Origin of the sequence: Paenibacillus humicola (assembly GCF_028826105.1) — a bacterium.
GTDB lineage: Bacteria > Bacillota > Bacilli > Paenibacillales > Paenibacillaceae > Paenibacillus_Z > Paenibacillus_Z humicola.
The window spans coordinates 3462645-3479900 of record NZ_JAQGPL010000001.1 but is presented as its reverse complement, the minus strand read 5'-3'; the positions used below and the strand labels follow the sequence as shown (position 1 = coordinate 3479900).

The following is a 17256-nucleotide window of genomic DNA, read 5'->3' as shown; positions in this document are numbered from 1 at the left end:
CATGACGAGCGGGTCGAATTCCAAGGAGCAGCACGTTCACGCCGTCTTCGAAAGCATCGCGCCAAAATACGATTTCATGAACGATCTGCTCAGCTTCCGCCGGCATAAAGCCTGGCGCGCGTTTACGATGCACAAGATGGCCGTCCGGCCGGGCTCGACCGCGATCGATCTGTGCTGCGGCACCTGCGACTGGACGGTCGCGCTGGCCCGCGCGAGCGGCAGCGGGCAGATCGTCGGCCTCGATTTCAGCCGCAATATGCTGGAGGTCGGCCGGGAGAAGGTCGGGCGCGAAGGGCTGGACCGGCAGATTTCGCTCGTACACGGCAACGCGATGGAGCTGCCGTTCGAGGACAACCGGTTCGACTACGCGACGATCGGCTTCGGGCTGCGGAACGTCCCGGACCTGGTCCAGGTGCTGCGCGAAATGCAGCGGGTGGTCAAACCGGGAGGGCAAGTCGTTTGTCTGGAATTGTCCAAGCCCGTCTGGCAGCCGTTCAAGTCGGTTTATTATTTTTATTTCGAGCGGATCCTGCCGATGCTCGGCAAGCTGCTGGCCAAGCGGTACGAGCAGTACAAGTGGCTTCCGGAATCGCTGAAGGCGTTCCCGGATTTGGACAAGCTGGCGGATATCTACCGGGAAATCGGTCTCCGTAACGTGCGGGCCTATCCGCTGACCGGCGGCATCGCGGCGCTACACATCGGGACGAAGGGAACGGACGGAGCATGATTCGCAAAATTGGAATTTTTTTGGAAATGATAAAATTCGAGCATACGATTTTTGCACTGCCTTTCGCATTCATGGGCGCCCTGTTGGGCGCCGTCGTTATGGAGAAGCGGCTTCCGGCTTGGAGCGAGATCGGCTGGATCGTGCTGGCGATGGTCGGCGCACGTACGGCGGCAATGGGACTGAACCGGCTGATCGACCGCGTGATCGACAAAAAAAATCCGCGAACCCGAAACCGGGCGATTCCGTCCGGTCTGCTGGGGGTCGGCGAAGTGGTCCTGTTTATCGCCGTCTCGTTTCTCGTGCTGCTTTACGCGGCGTGGCGGCTGAACCCGATTTGCATCAAGCTGATGCCGGTCGCCGTCTTCATGCTCGTCATCTATTCCTACACCAAACGGTTCACCTGGGCCTGCCATCTCGTGCTCGGACTGACGATCGGGCTGGCGCCGCTGGGCGGCTGGATCGCCGTGACCGGCGCGTTCGATCTGCCGGCCTGGCTGCTGTATGTGTCGGTCGCGTTCTGGCTGGCCGGCTTCGACATCATCTATGCGACGCAGGACTTCGAATTCGACCGAAAGGAAGGCGTGCATTCGATCCCTGCGCGGTTCGGCATCGCCAAGGCGCTGTGGATCTCGCGGGCATTCCATGCGGTGACCTCCGCGGGATTTCTGACGCTCTTCTGGCTGACCGATTTGAGCTGGGGTTATCTCATCGGCACGATTGCCGCGGCGGGCATTCTGTTCTACGAGCATTGGCTCGTGAAGCCGAACGATCTGAGCCACGTGCATATCGCCTTTTTCCGGATGAACAGCGCCGTCAGCAGCGTGATGTTTATTTTTACGCTGTTCGATCTGGTCGTGCTGCACCGGTGGTAATCGCCGGGATGATTTGATGACGGGCGCGCCGTTTGATATGCTGGAAAGAAAAGCAAAGTGCAGCTGCATTTGATTTGGAGTGGAGATAGGGAGATGTGAGGCATGGGGAAGAATCGCCCGATCACCATTGGACGCATCGATTACGCGAATGCCTGGCCGATTTATCATTATGCGGAAGAACTGCTGCCCGAAGGGCGGTTCCGCATCGAGCAGAAGGTGCCGTCCGCGCTCAACCGGGCGATGAGGATGGGGGAACTCGACATCACGTCAATGTCGTCGTTCGCGTACGCCCAGAACGCGGAGCACTATTTGCTGCTGCCGGATTTGTCCGTCAGCGCCAGAGGCCGCGTCAATTCGATTCTGCTGTTTACGCGCAAACCGATCGAGGACGTGCTCGGCGGCACGATCGCGCTCACGGCGACGTCGGCGACGTCGGTCAATCTGCTGAAAATCATCATGTCGCTATATTTTGAAGCGAGCCCGGCCTATCTGACGATGGAGCCTTCCTTGGACGACATGCTGGAGCAGGCCGATGCGGCGCTTCTGATCGGCGACACGGCGATCCAGGCTTCGTGGGCCAGCCGGGATCTAACCGTGCTCGATCTCGGCGAGCTGTGGCGGAGCTGGACCGGCTGCGGGATGACGTTCGCGCTGTGCGCCGTCCGCAGGGAGACGGCCGAAGCCGAGCCGGAAGCGGTGTCCGCCGTACTGCGGGCATTCACCGAAAGCAAGCGCAGGAGCATCCGGGCGCTGCAGCCGCTGGTCGATAAAGCTTGCCGGGAACTTGGCGGCGAGCCCGCATACTGGAACCGGTATTTCCGCGAGCTCCATTACGATTTCGGACCGGAGGAGCAGTCGGGGCTCTCGCTTTATTTTCGGTACGCGCTTCGGCTCGGACTGCTCGAACACGACGTCGACATGCAATTTTTCGAAGACCAAACTGCCCTACAGGTGAACGAATGAAACTACTCGATATTTATGCAAAAATGAAAAGAGACCTCGATGCCATCGAGAATCAGCTGGCGCATAGCGTCACCTCCGATCACGAGCTGCTGACCGAAACGTCCACTCATCTGCTGAAAGCGGGGGGGAAGCGGCTTCGGCCCGTGTTCGTGCTGCTGGCCGGCAAGTTCGGGGATTACCGGCTGGACGTGCTGCAGCGGGTGGCCGTGCCGCTCGAGCTGATTCATATGGCCTCGCTCGTTCACGATGACGTGATCGATAATGCCGATACGCGCCGAGGCCAGCTGACGGTCAAATCAAAATGGGACAACCGGATTGCGATGTATACAGGGGATTACATATACGGGAAAGCGCTGACGATCGCAACCGGGCTCGGCAATCCGCTTATCCATCAGATTTTGTCCAAGGCGATGGTGCAGATGTGCATCGGCGAGATGGAGCAGATCCGCGATTTTTTCAATACCGAGCAGACGATCCGGAACTATATGCTGCGCATCCGGCGCAAAACGGCGCTGCTGATCGCGGTCAGCTGCCAGCTCGGGGCGATCGCCGCGGGCGCGGAGCAAAGCGTCTGCAGCAAACTGTACCGGTTCGGCTACAATATCGGGATGTCGTTCCAAATTCGCGACGATCTGCTCGATTTGCTCGGTACGGAGAAGCAGATCGGCAAGCCGCCCGGCTCGGACATCCGCCAGGGGAACATTACGCTTCCCGTGCTGCTCGCGCTCCGGGAGACCGGAATCCGCGACCGGCTGCTGGCGGAGATCGGAAAAATCCGCGAATCGGACGGCGGCGGCGATACGAAGGCGGCGATCAAGCTGATCCGGAGCAGCGTCGGCATCGCATTTGCCGACGACCTGGCCGCCCGTTTCATGCACAAGGCGATCGACGCATTGGACGGGCTGCCGAACATTTCGGCGAAGAAGCATTTAATCGATATTGCGCATTTCGTGGCAAAACGAAACTATTGACAAGCCATTGTTTGCTGGGAGGAGAAATGACGGTGGAACGAACGTTTCTAATGATCAAGCCGGACGGCGTACAAAGGGGATTAATCGGGGAAATCGTGTCGCGCTTCGAGCGTAAAGGACTTCAGCTCGTCGCGGCCAAATTTTTGAAGCTGACGCCGGAGCTGGCCGAGCGGCATTACGCCGAGCATGTCGGCAAACCGTTTTATCCGCCGCTCGTCGATTTCATCACTTCGGGGCCTGTGCTGGCCATGGTATGGCAGGGCGATAATGTCATTGCGCTCACGAGGGCGATGATCGGCAAGACGAATGCGCTCGAGGCCGCCCCGGGCACGATCCGCTCCGATTTTGCGGTACATACGAATTTAAATGTGATTCACGGCTCGGACTCGACGGAAAGCGCTGAGCGCGAAATCGCCATTTATTTTGCGCCGGACGAGCTGATCGATTACGAGCAGCACATTCAGCGCTGGATTTAATGAGCCGCGATGGAGGATTTGGACTTTGCGGCGTTTGTAAACCGCATCAAGGAAAAGACGGAGATCGACCTGTCGCAGTATAAAGAAGTCCAGATGAAGCGCAGGCTGATGACGCTGCGCCAGAAGCACGGCTTCAGCTCGTTTGCGGCTTATATGAATGCGCTGGAGAAGGATGGCGGGCTGATGAACGAGTTTCTGGACCGGATGACGATCAACGTGTCCGAATTTTGGCGCAATCCCGGCCGCTGGGAAGCCGTCGAGAAACGGTTCCTGCCGGAAATGCTGCAGGCTGATCCGCACCGGCGGATTAAGCTGTGGAGCGCGGCCTGCTCGACCGGGGAAGAGCCTTACACGCTCGCCATGATCGCCTCGGAGCTCGGCGCGCTGGAGCGGACGTCGATTCTGGCGACGGATATCGACCGGAACGTGCTGCAGAAGGCGGCCCAGGGCATCTATCGCGATCGTGCCGTCCGCGACGTTCCGCAGACGTATTTGAATGCTTATATTCAAATGCGGGAGCCGGACAGCTTCGCCGTCGACGACAAGCTGAAACGGGCCGTTTCGTTTCAACAGCAGAATCTCTTGCAGGACAAATTCGACAGCGGCTTCGATTTGATCGTTTGCCGCAACGTGATGATTTATTTTACCGAAGACGCCAAGCGCGAGCTGTACCGCAAATTTTCGCAGGCGCTCCGTCCCGGCGGCATCCTGTTCGTCGGAAGTACGGAGCAAATTTTTTCGCCTTCGCAGTTCGGGCTGGAATCGGTCGAAACGTTCTTTTATCGCCGGCGGGCGTAAAAGGCGTATATCGTTTTCCAACTTCCCCTATAATAAGCCTATCCAAACGGTTTTGGAGGGTGCTTCATGGACAAGCGTAAAGTGATCGCGGCTTATCGTTCGGGTACGATTACCGTGCTTGAATGCGCGCAAATACTCGGACTGGATGTCGGACATATGCGCGGGCTGATCAACGACCCGCGGTTGTCCGCGGATCCGCAGCCGCCGCGAAATCCGCAATCGGCGGGCGGCTGACGGCCGCTGCGCCGGAATCCGGCTTCCGTCCCCCGAACAAAAGCCGTCTGTCCGCGTCCCGGTGACGCCGTCAGACGGCTTTTGCGTTTTGTCGGACACGTCTGTCGAGGATTCCGATTCCTTGTCAAAGCGGCAAGGCTATACTATAATGAGCAAAGATATCGGGCCGATCGGAACCCCGTTTCCGCCCGAAAGTGACGTTCGGTTTTCAGGGAGGAGCTATTAGGTGAGTTTACGTTATTTAACCGCAGGGGAAACGCACGGCCCGCAGCTTACGGCGATTATCGAAGGGCTGCCGAGCAATATGCAGCTCGATTTCGAGGAGCTGAATTTCCAGCTGCAGCGCCGGCAGAAAGGTCACGGCCGGGGCCGCCGCATGCAGATCGAGAAGGATACGGCAAACATTGTCGGCGGCGTGCGCCACGGCCGGACGACCGGCGCGCCGGTCGCGATCGTCGTCGCCAACAACGATTGGAAGCATTGGACGACGGTGATGAACATTGAGCCGATTGAGGGCGGGGACGAGGAAAAGCGGCGCGTGCATCGGCCGCGGCCGGGGCATGCCGATTTGAACGGCGGCTTGAAATATAACCTGACGGATCTGCGCAACGTGCTCGAACGCTCGAGCGCGCGGGAAACGGCCGCGCGGGTGGCGGTAGGAGCGGTTGCCCGGCAGTTTTTGGCCGCGTTCGGCATCAAGGTCGCCGGCCAGGTGATCCGGATCGGCGAAATTGCGGCGCCGCCGAACGATTTGCCGATCGACGAGCTGATCCGCTTGACCGAGGAGTCCCCGGTGCGCGTCGTCGACAAGGCGACGGAGGAGAAAATGACGGCGTACATCGATCAGATCAAGGCGGAAGGCGATTCGATCGGCGGCATCGTCGAATGCATCGTCGAAGGCGTGCCTGTCGGCCTCGGCAGCCATGTGCAATACGACCGCAAGCTGGACGGAAGAATCGCCCAAGCGGTCGTTTCGATCAACGCTTTCAAGGGCGTCGAGATCGGCATCGGCTTCGAAGCGGGCATCCTGAAAGGCTCCCAGGTGCACGACGAAATCATGTACGCGGAAGACCGCGGCTACTACCGGAACAGCAATCGTCTGGGCGGCTTCGAGGGTGGCATGACAAACGGAATGCCAATCGTCGTGCGCGGCGTCATGAAGCCGATCCCGACGCTGTATAAGCCGCTGCAGAGCGTCGACATCGATACGAAGGAGCCGTTTACGGCCCAGGTCGAGCGCTCCGACAGCTGCGCGGTGCCCGCAGCGAGCGTCGTGATGGAGCACGTTGTCGCCTGGGAAGTGGCGAAGGCGTTTCTGGAGAAATTCGGAGGAGACTCCATGGAAGAAATTCGCGCCAATTACGACCAATATTTGGCGCAAGTGAGGCGGTACTAATGGCGGGCGTACGCGAATTGACCGTCGACCTGGGCAAACGCTCTTATCCGATTTATATCGGCCAGTCTCTGCTGGATCAAGCGGGAAGCCTGCTGGCGAAGCACGGACTAAGCAAAAAATCGCCGCTCCTCATCGTCACCGACGAGCATGTTGCCGCCCGTCATCTCGCCAGGCTGGAACAGGCGCTGGCCGGCGAAGGATTCCAGACCTTCTCCGCCGTCGTGCCTCCCGGCGAAAGCTCGAAATCGCTTGCGGTCTTCGAGCGGTTAATGACGAAAGCGCTTGAGGCGGGGCTGGACCGCAAATCGGCGATCGTCGCCCTTGGCGGCGGCGTGGTCGGCGATCTGGCCGGTTATGCGGCGGCTTCCTACATGAGAGGCATCAAATTCGTGCAAATCCCGACGACCATTCTTGCACACGACAGCAGCGTCGGCGGCAAGGTCGGGATCAATCATCCGCTTGCCAAAAACATGATCGGCGCGTTCCATCAGCCCGAGCTGGTGCTGTACGACCTGGATACGCTGCAGACGCTGCCCCGCCGCGAGGTCAGCGCCGGCCTTGCCGAAGTCGTCAAACACGGGCTCATCTGGGATGCGTCGTTCGTCGATTGGTGTCAGGACCATGCGGACCGGCTGCTGGCGCTTGACCCGGACGCGCTCGGCTACGCCCTGTACAAAGGCTGCAGCGTAAAAGCGGCCGTCGTCTCGCAGGATGAACGAGAGAACGACCTGCGCGCCATTCTGAATCTCGGCCATACGATCGGCCATGCGCTGGAAGCGGTAGCCGGCTACGGCGAGCTGCTGCACGGCGAGGCGATCTCGATCGGGATGGTCGGGGCGGCGCGGCTTGCCGTCCGGCTTGGGGCGCCTGAGGACGTGTATACGGTAACGAAGTTGGCGCTGTCTAGCGTCGGGCTGCCCGTCCGGCTTCCGGCGCATCTCGATACCGATGCGATTATGGACGCGATGATGCACGACAAGAAATTTCAGGAAGGCACGATGGTGTTTATCGTGCCGGTCGCGATCGGCAAAGTGGCAATCAACAAATCCGTTTCGGCCGCGCTCGTACGCGAAATCGTCGAGCAGCTGAAGCTTGAGGAGGTCCTCTCATGAGTGTTCGAGGTGTACGAGGCGCCATTACGGTGGACGCGAATGAAGAACAGCCGATTTTGAATGCGACGACCGATTTGCTGGAACGCGTCGTAGCGGCGAACGGAATCGTTCCCGACGATATTTGCAGCGTGTTCGTCACGGTAACCCGAGATCTGGATGCAACGTTTCCGGCCCGGGCGATCCGCACGATGCCCGGGTGGGAGCTTGTGCCGCTCATGTGCGCCCTTGAGGTGCCGGTAAAAGGCAGCCTGGAGAAATGCATTCGGCTTATGGTCATGATCAATACCGAAAAAACGCAGCAGCAGATCGAGCATATTTATATGGGCAGAGCGCAGGCGCTGCGCCCGGATTTGGCCAAAGCTTGATTTTGTCTGTTTGAAGTCCGTCTGGGTCATGCTTGACTAGTATAGCGAGTGCGTACTTATGCATTATTCCTAACCAATTATCAGCTGTTGACGGCTGCCCGCGGGCAGTGTATAGTGAATGCATACTTGAAAGTGAAGTTGAGCAGAGCTATGAGCCGAGAGCAGTGCAAGCGTGAGACGAGATGAGAAGAGACGAGACGAGCGAAGAGAGGTAAAGGCGATTGTCCGATTCGGGCGAGAGCGCTTCGTTTTTGCTGCCGGACGATTCCGTGCAGCGGGGAGGCGGTTGTTCGTTTGACGGGAGACGTTTTCGACCCCTCGCATTTCATCTTGAACATGCGCACTCCTGCTTCGGCGGGAGTTTTTTTATTTTCCGGAAGAACCGGCAGGCGGCTCGGCTGAGCGCCAAACCTTTTTAAAGGAGCGATTGCGAATGAACCACGAGCTGCAGCAGGTCATCCGGCTGGCGGGGTCCTACAACCTGATCCCGATCGTGCGGCATGTCATGGCGGATACGGAAACGCCGATCCGGCTGTTCCAGCATTTTTACCGGGAGCAACGGGCGTTTCTGCTGGAAAGCGTGGAAGGCGGCGTGAAATGGGCCCGGTATTCGTTTATCGGTACCGACCCGTTCATGCTCGTGCGCGGCAAAAAAGGACGGATGGTCATCGAGCAGAACGGCGATTCAACCGTATTGGAAAGCGGTGAGCCGCTCGAGCTGCTGAAAGCGCGCCTTCGCTCGTTTCGCAGCCCGTCGCTTCCGGAGCTGCCCCCGTTTACCGGCGGAGCGATCGGGTATTTCGGCTACGATCTTCTGCAGTACTATGAGAAGCTCCCCGCGCACCGGATCGACGATTTGGGCATGGACGACCTGCAGTTCATGTTCTGCGATCAAATTATTGTATTCGATCATTTCAAGCAGCATATTCAAGTGATCGGCAACGTCCATGTGCCGGAAGGCGCCACAGACCGGGAGATCGAGGACGTCTATAACCGCACCGTCGGCAAAATCGAAGCGACGACCCGCCGGCTGCAGCAGCCGCTGCCGCTTTCGCTCATGAATACGCAGTCGATCCCGGCCGATCCGGAGCTGGGCGACGTCAGCTCCAACCTGACGAAGGAGCAGTTTATCGGCAACGTGGAAAAGGCGAAGGAATATATCCGCTCCGGCGATATTTTTCAGGTGGTGCTGTCGCAGCGGTTCAGCATCGAGACGGACGTCGATCCGCTCCACGTGTACCGCGTCCTGCGGACGATGAACCCTTCGCCGTACATGTATTATTTGAAAATGGACGAAGAGGTGATCGTCGGCGCGTCGCCCGAGGCGCTGGTGAAGGTGGACGGCGAACGCGTCGAGACGCGGCCGATCGCGGGTACAAGGCCCCGCGGCAAAACGCCCGAGGAGGACGCTGCGCTGGAGAAGGAGCTGCTCGCGGACGAAAAGGAGCGGGCGGAACACCTGATGCTGGTCGACTTGGGCCGCAACGACATCGGCCGCGTGGCGGAATTCGGCTCGGTCAAATGCGATTCGTATATGGATATCGAGCGGTATTCCCATGTCATGCATATCGTCTCGAACGTATCCGGCAAGCTGCGGAAGGATAAAGATTTCTTCGACGCTTTCGTATCCTGCATGCCGGCCGGCACCGTATCCGGCGCGCCGAAGCTGCGGGCGATGGAAATTATCGCGGAGCTGGAGAACGAAGCGCGCGGCGCATATGCCGGCGCAATCGGTTACCTAGGCTTCGCGGGAAGCCTCAATACGTGCATCACGATCCGGACGATCGTTTTCAAGAACGGACGGGCTTATGTTCAGTCCGGCGCGGGTATTGTATGGGATTCCGTGCCGGAGAGCGAATATACGGAGACCGTCAACAAGGCGAAAGGCTCGCTCAAGGCGATTCGCGCGGCGGAGCAGGCGTTTGCCGCCCCTCAGCGGAGTGAAAACCTGATCAATATCGATTATTATGCGGAAGCGAAAGGGTGAGCGGACATGGCCGTCGAAACGAAAATGACGATGCAGGCTGCGCTGGCCAAGCTGATGGAAGGCAACCATTTGTCGCGCGAAGAAGCCCGGGCCGTTATGAGCACCATCATGGACGGGGAAGCGACCGATGCGCAGATCGGCGCCGTCGCCGCCGCTCTGCGAATGAAAGGCGAAACGAAGGATGAGATCACCGGCTTTGCCGAATCGATGCGCGAACACGCCGGCCGCGTGCGCACCGAGCAGCGCGGGCTGCTCGACACGTGCGGCACGGGCGGCTCCGGCGTGCACAAGTTCAACATCTCGACCGCTTCCGCAATCATCGCGGCGGCGGCGGGGGTGCGCGTCGCCAAGCACGGCAACCGGGCGATGTCCGGCAAGGCGGGCAGCGCGGACGTGCTGGAAGCGCTTGGCGTCCGCATCTCGCTGAGCGCGGAACAGGCGGCGGCGTGCCTGGAGCGTATCGGGATCTGTTTTATGTTCGCGCAGCTGTACCATCCGTCGCTGAGGCATGCGGCGGGTCCGCGGCGTGAGCTCGGCGTCCGCACCATATTCAACATGCTCGGCCCGCTGACGAACCCGGCCGGCGCCGACCGCCAGCTGCTCGGGCTGTACGACCGCACGCGCACCGGGACGGTGGCGGAGGTGCTCGGGGAGCTCGGCCTTTCCCGCGCGATGGTAGTCAGCAGCCATGACGGCCTGGACGAAATCAGCATTTCGGCGCCGACGCAAATTTCCGAGCTGCAGGGAGGCGTTGTCCACACTTACGATATGGCGCCGGAGGGGCTTGGGCTGACACGGCGCCCGCTTTCCGCCATCGTCGGCGGAGATGCGGCCGAGAACGCGGCGATTATCCGGCGCATCTTTGCCGGGGAGGAACGGGGAGCTTACCGCGATATCGTGCTGGCCAACGCGGGGGCATGTATGTTTGTCGGCGGAGCGGCAGCCTCGCTGAACGAAGGCGTCACCGCTGCGGCCGACATCATCGATACGGGAAAAGCGCAGGCGAAGCTTGCGGAGCTGATTGAAACGACGGGAGAGTTGACGGATGTTTCTGGATAAAATCGTAGCAACCAAACGCAAAGAAGTGGACGACCTGGCGTCCGGTTTCGACTTGGCTTCCAGCGAGCGCCTCATCGGCGGGATGGAGCCGTGCCGGGGATTTATACGGGCGCTGACGGAGGACCGCAAGCGGCCGGTCGGCTTGATTGCCGAGGTTAAGAAAGCGTCCCCCTCGAAAGGGCTGATCCGCGCAGATTTCGAGCCGGTTTCGCTTGCGAAGGCTTATGCCGCCGCCGGAACGGATTGTATTTCCGTCCTGACCGACACCGATTTTTTTCAAGGCGCGAACGGCTATTTGACGGCCATTCGAGAAGCGGTGGACGTTCCGATTCTGCGCAAAGACTTTACGATCGACTACCGGCAAATATACGAGGCGAGGCTGATCGGCGCAGACGCGGTGCTGCTGATCGCCGCCATTTTGCGGCCGTCGCTGCTGTCCGAGCTGTACGACGTCGCCGTGTCGATCGGGCTCGACGTTCTGGTCGAGGTTCATAACGAGGCGGAAATGGACGAGGTGCTGGGCCTCGGCAAGGCGAAGCTTGTCGGGATCAACAACCGCGATCTGCACACGTTCGTCACCGATCTGACGACGACAGGCAGGCTGATCGATATGGCGCCGGATGGAGTGACCGTTATTAGCGAGAGCGCGATCTCGAAGCCCGAAGATATCGCTTATGTGCAATCGGTCGGCGCGAAAGGCGTGCTCGTCGGCGAGCATTTTATGCGCCAGCCCGATGTCGGCGCTGCGATCGGCGACCTGATGGGACCGGTGACGCGGTCATGACGGAAGCGCTCAAGCCGAAGCCCCGCGTAAAAATATGCGGTCTTCGCGATGCCGCCGTCGTGCGCGCGATGGATGGTCTCCCCGTCGATGAAATCGGATTTTTGTTCGCGAAGAGCAAACGGCAGGTGACGCCGCAGCAGGCCGGCGAGCTGATCGCAGAGGTGCGGCGGCTGCGGAAGCCGGACGGGACCGCTCCGCGGACGGTCGGCGTTTTTGTGGACCCGACCCTCGAGCGCGTGCGCGAGGTGCTGGCAGCCGCTCCGCTTGACGTCGTGCAGCTGCACGGCAGCGAAGATCCCGGATTGTGCGCCGCGATCAAGAGGGAATTCGGCGTTGACGTATGGAAGGTGTTATCCGTCGGCGGTGACGCAGGCTCGGAACGCGAAGAGGCGGCACTTGCCCGGCTCGAAGCGTTCCGCGGGACGGTCGACGCCGTACTGATCGATACGGCCGGCGGCGGGACGGGCAAAACGTTCGCTTGGGAGCTCATTCCCGGGTACATCGAAGCGGCGGAGCGCATCGGCGTCCCGCTGTATGCGGCCGGCGGCCTTCATCCCGGAAATGTCGGCGAGCTGCTAGAACGATACGCGCCGAGCGGGGTGGACGTTTCAAGCGGCGTCGAAACCGACGGCGCGAAGGATATGGAGAAAATCAGGAAATTTGTGGAGAGGGTGAAACGCGCATGAACCGAGTCCCGGACGAAAACGGGCGCTTCGGCAAGTTCGGCGGCCGTTACGTGCCAGAGACGCTGATGAACGCGCTGCTGGAGCTGGAAGAGGCGTACAGCCATTACTCGAAGGATCCGGACTTCATCGCAGAGGTCCGATACTTATTGGCCCAATATTCCGGGCGTCCGACCTCGCTTTATTATGCCGAGCGGCTGTCGCGCCATTTGGGCGGCGCAAAAATTTATTTGAAGCGCGAGGATTTGAACCATACCGGCGCGCACAAAATCAACAACACGATCGGCCAGGGCGTGCTTGCCAAGCGAATGGGCAAAACGAAGGTGATCGCCGAGACGGGAGCCGGCCAGCACGGCGTTGCCTCGGCGACGGTTGCCGCGCTGCTCGGCCTCGAATGCAAGGTGTTTATGGGCGAGGAGGATACGAAGCGCCAGGAGCTGAACGTCTTCCGGATGAAGCTGCTCGGCGCGGAGGTTGTCCCCGTTTTGTCGGGCACGCGCACGCTCAAGGACGCATGCAACGAGACGCTGCGCTACTGGGTCAGCCACGTCGACGATACGTATTATATTCTCGGATCCGTCACGGGACCGCACCCGTATCCGATGATTGTCCGCGATTTCCAGCGCATCATCGGCGACGAGTCCCGCGAGCAAATCCAGAAGGAGACCGGCCGGCTGCCCGACTATATCGTGGCGGCCGTCGGCGGCGGCAGCAACGCGATCGGCATGTTTTATCCGTTCATCGGCGACGAGTCGGTGCGCATGATCGGCGTGGAGGCGGCCGGCAAAGGCGTCGAGACCGAGGAGCACGCGGCAACGATGACCAAAGGCCGGCACGGCGTCTTTCAGGGCTCGCTCAGCTACGTGCTGCAGGATGAATACGGCCAGGTGCAGCCGGCGCATTCGATTTCGGCCGGCCTCGATTATCCGGGCATCGGACCGGAGCACGCCTATTTGAAAGATACAGGGCGCGCCGAATACGTGCCGGTTACGGATGCGGAAGCGCTGGAGGCGCTGCAGCTGCTCTCGCGCACGGAAGGCATTATTCCGGCGCTCGAATCGGCGCATGCGATCGCCCAGGTCATGAAGCTGGCGCCGTCGCTCGGAACGGACCGGACGATCGTCGTCAGCCTGTCCGGCCGCGGCGACAAAGACGTGCAGGCGATCATGGGATATTTGGGAGGTGCAGAGCATGGCCGCTAATTTGATCGACGAAACGTTCCGCCGGTTGAAGGCGGATGGCGAGACGGCGCTCATTCCTTTTTTGACGATAGGCGATCCGGATTTGGATACCTCGCTGGACATTATCCGGACGCTGGAAGAAGCGGGTGCGGATATGATCGAGCTTGGCGTGCCGTATTCCGACCCGCTCGCGGACGGTCCGGTCATCCAGCGAGCGTCGGAACGGGCGCTGCAGCACCGGGTGACGATCGTCGACTGCATCGAAATGGCCGATAAAGCCCGCCAAGCCGGCGTCAAGCTGCCGTTCATTTTATTTTCTTACTATAATCCGGTGATGCAGTTCGGCCTGGACCGCTTCTTCGAGCTCATCGTCAGAAAGCAGATCAGCGGCCTGATCATTCCCGACCTTCCGATCGAGGAGGATGCGGAAGTGCGCGAACGCGCGGAGAACGCGGGCGTACACCTCATTCCGCTCGTCGCGCCGACTTCGCACGACCGCGTTGCCCGGATCGCCAGCAAAGCGAGCGGCTTCGTGTACTGCGTTTCGTCGCTTGGCGTAACCGGGGTTCGTTCCGATTTTCACCGGGGCATCGACGATTTTCTGACGGCCGTGCGCCGCTCGGCATCGACGCCGATCGCCGTCGGCTTCGGCGTTTCCAGCCGCGAGCAGGTGGAACGATTCAGTCAACAAGCCGACGGCGTCATTGTCGGCAGCGCGATCGTGCGCAAGATCGAGGAAACGCTGCCGCTGCTGCAGTCCGCCGGGACGAGAAGCGAAGGCCTGGCGCAAATCCGGGAATTCGTTGCCGGGCTCAAAGGAGCCGGCGTTCAAGGATAACCCCGCGAAGCGGTGTACCCCTATGCCCTTCGGCCGCTCAGCTGCACTGCTCCCCGTCAAGTCGACAGAAAGGGGAGCGGTTCAAGGTGCGGCCGGAGGGCGTTTTTTTCGTTTCCCGGCCCTGAATGGTCCGTGCGTCCCCTGCCAAGAAACACTTTAAAATGCCGCAAACTTATGAGACAATGAAAGGCGTAGCTGTTTCCATTCGCGTCAGCGCGTTTAAGCGGCGAAGCAAAATCGATGAGGTGATCCATACATGCAGCCGAAATCCAACATCGTAAACTTGCCCGTCTATCAGCCCGGCAAGCCGATCGAAGAAGTGAAACGTGAGCTTGGACTGAACGAAGTCATCAAGCTTGCTTCCAATGAAAATCCGTTTGGGTGCTCAGAGCAGGCAAAAGCGGCGATTCAGAGCGAAATCGCAAACGCGAGCCTTTATCCGGACAGCTTCAGCACGGAGCTGACCGCCGCCGTAGCGGATTATTTGCAGGTCGACCGCAATCAGATTATTTTCGGTGCCGGTTCGGACGAAGTGATCCTGATGCTCGCCCGCGCGTATCTGTCTCCCGGCGACGAAACGATTATGGCCGACGAGACGTTCCCGCAGTATAAGCATAATGCGGTCATCGAAGGCGCAGTCGTGATCGAGGTGCCGCTTAAGGACGGCAATCACGATCTCCCGGCATTCCTGGCAAAAATAAACGACCGGACCAAAATCGTCTGGCTTTGCAATCCGAACAACCCGACCGGCACGATTATCCGCCAAGATGAATTGATCGCTTTTGTGGATGCCGTGCCGGAGCATGTCATCGTCGTGCTCGACGAGGCCTATTGCGAATATGTGACCGACGCCGCTTATCCGGACAGCCTGGCGCTGCTGCGCGGGCGAAAAAACGTCCTTGTTCTGCGTACGTTCTCGAAAATATACGGACTTGCGTCGCTGCGCATCGGCTACGGTATCGGCCACCCGGAAGTGATTCGCTTTATCAATCAGGTTCGCGAGCCGTTCAATACGACCCGTTTCGCCCAGGCGGCTGCGGCTGCGGCGCTCGCCGATCAGGCGTTCGTGCAAAGCTGCAGAGAGCGCAATGCCGAAGGGATTCGATACCTGTGCGCCGAGTTTGACCGGCTCGGACTGACTTATTTCGAAGCGCACGGCAATTTCGTGATGGTCGACGTGAAAATGCCGTCCCAGCAAATGTTCGACGGACTGCTGCGCAGGGGCATTATATCGCGCGCGCGCTGGACGCATTATCCGACCTATATCCGCATTACGGTCGGCAGCAGGGAACAGAACGAGAAGTTTGTCCAGGCGCTGGAGCAAACGCTGCAGGAAGCGGCGGTGCTCGGGTAGCTTATGACGAAAATTGCAATATTCGGCGTCGGGCTGATCGGCGGCTCGCTGGCGCTTTGCTTTAAAGGCCGGCCCGGCCTGACGGTCGTCGGTCATTCCGTGCGCGAGTCGTCCGCGCGCAAATACGTGGAGCGGGGGGTCGTCGATTCGGCGACCACCTCGATGAAAGAAGCGGCCGAGGGCGCGGATTTTATTTTTCTGTGCGTGCCGGTAGGCAATTTGGAGCCTTATGTGCGGGAACTGAGCGGGATGGAGCTGAAGCCCGGCTGCATCATTACCGACGTCGGCAGCACGAAGGCGTCCGTTGCGGCCTGCGCGAAAGAGCTGCAGCTGAAAGGCGCGACGTTTATCGGCGGCCACCCGATGGCCGGCTCGGAGCGTTCCGGCGTCGAGGCGGCGTCCTCGTTTCTGTTCGAGAACGCTTATTACGTGCTGACGCCCGACGCATCGACTCCGCAGTCCGAAGTGGACAAGCTGACGGAGCTGCTGAGGCTGACCAAGGCGAGCATTGTGCACGTGCCTGCAGTGGAGCATGATGAAATCGTCGGCGCCATCAGCCATCTGCCTCACATCATCGCCGTTGCGCTGACGAACCAGATCCGCGATTATAACGAGGGCAACCCGCTGTTCGCGCAGCTTGCAGCCGGGGGCTTCCGCGACATTACAAGGATCGCTTCCAGCGAGCCCGTGGTTTGGCGCGATATTTTGATCAACAACCGCAGCGTTCTGCTGAGGCTGCTTCAGGATTGGAACCGGGAAACCGCCGGATTCATCGACATGCTGGAACGGGGCGACGGGGAAAGCATTGAGCAGGCTTTCCGGACGGCGGGCCAATTTCGCAGCCAGCTGCCGGAGCGGCGCAAAGGGATGATTCATTCCGTCTATGAATGCTACATCGATGTGCCCGACCATCCCGGCATTATCGGGAAGGTGGCGACCGAGCTCGGAAACAGCCGGATCAATTTGAGCAATATTCACATTATCGAGAGCCGCGAGGACGTTCCCGGCGTGCTTCGGCTTTCGTTCCGCACCCAAGAGGATTTGGACCAGGCCGTGGCCAAGCTCGGGCAAATCGGCTTTACCGCGCATCTTTAAAAATTTAACGAAAAAAACATGTAAACGCTTATTGACAAAATGAAAACGGATACATATAATAAAAGTACAGTATGGTTTCTCTCCACTCCTATCCAAATCAATCGCACGTTGTGCGGGCCGCCTTTAGCAGGCGGTCTTTTTTTGTTTATTGCACATTTTCCCAATAGGCCTTTAGCTGGACTCAGGTCATGGAACCGGGATGACGCAGCCTGATGCGAGAAAAATTTTCTTTGTTTTTTGTAACCTTTTTGAGATGACTTTCGTCTAACAACCTGGAAGGGTTTTAACCGGCGGCGCATGAAAAAAATTTTGATAAAACTTAAGCTTCGCTTCTGCAGCGCTATGTTACAATGCAAGTAAT

Annotated in this window: 18 protein-coding genes; all 18 read left to right on the top strand. The window is 59.5% G+C overall.

The annotated features are described in order from the left end of the window. Position 1 precedes the first annotated feature (1 nt). The 18 genes from PD282_RS15990 to PD282_RS15905 all read left to right on the top strand — a co-directional run bounded on the left by PD282_RS15990 (position 2) and on the right by PD282_RS15905 (position 16895). On the top strand, positions 2-727 hold the full coding sequence (locus PD282_RS15990; protein WP_274651650.1) for a demethylmenaquinone methyltransferase: 726 nt from the start codon (positions 2-4) through the stop codon (positions 725-727). Continuing rightward, positions 724-1599, top strand: a complete 876-nt coding sequence (locus PD282_RS15985) for a UbiA-like polyprenyltransferase (protein ID WP_274651649.1) — start codon at positions 724-726, stop codon at positions 1597-1599. Before PD282_RS15990 ends, PD282_RS15985 begins: the two co-directional genes overlap by 4 nt. A 102-nt stretch (positions 1600-1701) precedes the next feature. Next, positions 1702-2562 (top strand): menaquinone biosynthetic enzyme MqnA/MqnD family protein, encoded by an 861-nt coding sequence (locus PD282_RS15980; RefSeq protein ID WP_274651648.1) that lies wholly within the window; start codon positions 1702-1704, stop codon positions 2560-2562. Then, the gene (locus tag PD282_RS15975) at positions 2559-3533 is read left to right on the top strand and encodes a polyprenyl synthetase family protein (protein WP_274651647.1); all 975 of its coding nucleotides are present in this window, start codon (positions 2559-2561) and stop codon (positions 3531-3533) included. Before PD282_RS15980 ends, PD282_RS15975 begins: the two co-directional genes overlap by 4 nt. Positions 3534-3565: 32 nt before the next feature. Next, complete coding sequence (gene ndk, locus PD282_RS15970; RefSeq protein ID WP_274651646.1) at positions 3566-4009, top strand: nucleoside-diphosphate kinase; 444 nt, start codon at positions 3566-3568, stop codon at positions 4007-4009. Between the two features lie 9 nt (positions 4010-4018). Beyond that, entirely contained in the window at positions 4019-4807 is a 789-nt protein-coding gene (locus PD282_RS15965) for a CheR family methyltransferase (protein ID WP_274651645.1), read from the top strand. 66 nt (positions 4808-4873) lie between these two features. Continuing rightward, the gene (locus tag PD282_RS15960; protein WP_274651644.1) at positions 4874-5041 is read left to right on the top strand and encodes a hypothetical protein; all 168 of its coding nucleotides are present in this window, start codon (positions 4874-4876) and stop codon (positions 5039-5041) included. A gap of 226 nt (positions 5042-5267) precedes the next feature. Next, positions 5268-6437, top strand: coding sequence for a chorismate synthase (gene aroC / locus PD282_RS15955; protein WP_274651643.1), 1170 nt, complete (start codon positions 5268-5270; stop codon positions 6435-6437). Further along, positions 6437-7549: a 3-dehydroquinate synthase gene (gene aroB / locus PD282_RS15950; protein WP_274651642.1), complete on the top strand. Its 1113-nt coding sequence runs from the start codon at positions 6437-6439 to the stop codon at positions 7547-7549. Before aroC ends, aroB begins: the two co-directional genes overlap by 1 nt. Next, positions 7546-7914, top strand: a complete 369-nt coding sequence (gene aroH, locus PD282_RS15945) for a chorismate mutase (protein ID WP_274651641.1) — start codon at positions 7546-7548, stop codon at positions 7912-7914. The genes aroB and aroH overlap by 4 nt, the downstream gene beginning before the upstream one ends. A gap of 433 nt (positions 7915-8347) precedes the next feature. Then, positions 8348-9901: an anthranilate synthase component I gene (gene trpE, locus PD282_RS15940; RefSeq protein ID WP_274651640.1), complete on the top strand. Its 1554-nt coding sequence runs from the start codon at positions 8348-8350 to the stop codon at positions 9899-9901. A 6-nt stretch (positions 9902-9907) separates the two neighbouring features. After that, positions 9908-10960, top strand: coding sequence for an anthranilate phosphoribosyltransferase (gene trpD / locus PD282_RS15935; RefSeq protein WP_274651639.1), 1053 nt, complete (start codon positions 9908-9910; stop codon positions 10958-10960). After that, positions 10947-11744 carry an indole-3-glycerol phosphate synthase TrpC gene (gene trpC / locus PD282_RS15930; protein WP_274651638.1) on the top strand — a complete coding sequence of 266 codons (798 nt, stop codon included), beginning with the start codon at positions 10947-10949 and terminating at the stop codon, positions 11742-11744. The genes trpD and trpC overlap by 14 nt, the downstream gene beginning before the upstream one ends. Next, positions 11741-12430, top strand: a complete 690-nt coding sequence (locus PD282_RS15925) for a phosphoribosylanthranilate isomerase (RefSeq protein ID WP_274651637.1) — start codon at positions 11741-11743, stop codon at positions 12428-12430. Before trpC ends, PD282_RS15925 begins: the two co-directional genes overlap by 4 nt. Then, positions 12427-13629 (top strand): tryptophan synthase subunit beta, encoded by a 1203-nt coding sequence (gene trpB, locus PD282_RS15920; protein ID WP_274651636.1) that lies wholly within the window; start codon positions 12427-12429, stop codon positions 13627-13629. Before PD282_RS15925 ends, trpB begins: the two co-directional genes overlap by 4 nt. After that, positions 13619-14446, top strand: coding sequence for a tryptophan synthase subunit alpha (gene trpA / locus PD282_RS15915; RefSeq protein WP_274651635.1), 828 nt, complete (start codon positions 13619-13621; stop codon positions 14444-14446). The genes trpB and trpA overlap by 11 nt, the downstream gene beginning before the upstream one ends. Before the next feature lie 256 nt (positions 14447-14702). Continuing rightward, positions 14703-15800 carry a histidinol-phosphate transaminase gene (gene hisC / locus PD282_RS15910; RefSeq protein WP_274651634.1) on the top strand — a complete coding sequence of 366 codons (1098 nt, stop codon included), beginning with the start codon at positions 14703-14705 and terminating at the stop codon, positions 15798-15800. A 3-nt stretch (positions 15801-15803) separates the two neighbouring features. After that, a complete protein-coding gene (locus tag PD282_RS15905; RefSeq protein WP_274651633.1) occupies positions 15804-16895 on the top strand; it encodes a prephenate dehydrogenase in 1092 nt (363 codons plus the stop codon). Positions 16896-17256: the final 361 nt, after the last annotated feature.

Coding starts and splice junctions, on each gene's coding strand:
- hisC (WP_274651634.1), top strand. CDS start 14,703: ATGCAGCCGAAATCCAACATCGTAAACTTGCCCGTCTATCAGCCCGGC.
- trpD (WP_274651639.1), top strand. CDS start 9,908: ATGGCCGTCGAAACGAAAATGACGATGCAGGCTGCGCTGGCCAAGCTG.
- trpB (WP_274651636.1), top strand. CDS start 12,427: ATGAACCGAGTCCCGGACGAAAACGGGCGCTTCGGCAAGTTCGGCGGC.
- trpA (WP_274651635.1), top strand. CDS start 13,619: ATGGCCGCTAATTTGATCGACGAAACGTTCCGCCGGTTGAAGGCGGAT.
- PD282_RS15960 (WP_274651644.1), top strand. CDS start 4,874: ATGGACAAGCGTAAAGTGATCGCGGCTTATCGTTCGGGTACGATTACC.
- trpE (WP_274651640.1), top strand. CDS start 8,348: ATGAACCACGAGCTGCAGCAGGTCATCCGGCTGGCGGGGTCCTACAAC.
- PD282_RS15925 (WP_274651637.1), top strand. CDS start 11,741: ATGACGGAAGCGCTCAAGCCGAAGCCCCGCGTAAAAATATGCGGTCTT.
- aroH (WP_274651641.1), top strand. CDS start 7,546: ATGAGTGTTCGAGGTGTACGAGGCGCCATTACGGTGGACGCGAATGAA.
- aroB (WP_274651642.1), top strand. CDS start 6,437: ATGGCGGGCGTACGCGAATTGACCGTCGACCTGGGCAAACGCTCTTAT.
- PD282_RS15975 (WP_274651647.1), top strand. CDS start 2,559: ATGAAACTACTCGATATTTATGCAAAAATGAAAAGAGACCTCGATGCC.
- PD282_RS15980 (WP_274651648.1), top strand. CDS start 1,702: ATGGGGAAGAATCGCCCGATCACCATTGGACGCATCGATTACGCGAAT.
- PD282_RS15905 (WP_274651633.1), top strand. CDS start 15,804: ATGACGAAAATTGCAATATTCGGCGTCGGGCTGATCGGCGGCTCGCTG.
- trpC (WP_274651638.1), top strand. CDS start 10,947: ATGTTTCTGGATAAAATCGTAGCAACCAAACGCAAAGAAGTGGACGAC.
- PD282_RS15965 (WP_274651645.1), top strand. CDS start 4,019: ATGGAGGATTTGGACTTTGCGGCGTTTGTAAACCGCATCAAGGAAAAG.
- PD282_RS15990 (WP_274651650.1), top strand. CDS start 2: ATGACGAGCGGGTCGAATTCCAAGGAGCAGCACGTTCACGCCGTCTTC.
- PD282_RS15985 (WP_274651649.1), top strand. CDS start 724: ATGATTCGCAAAATTGGAATTTTTTTGGAAATGATAAAATTCGAGCAT.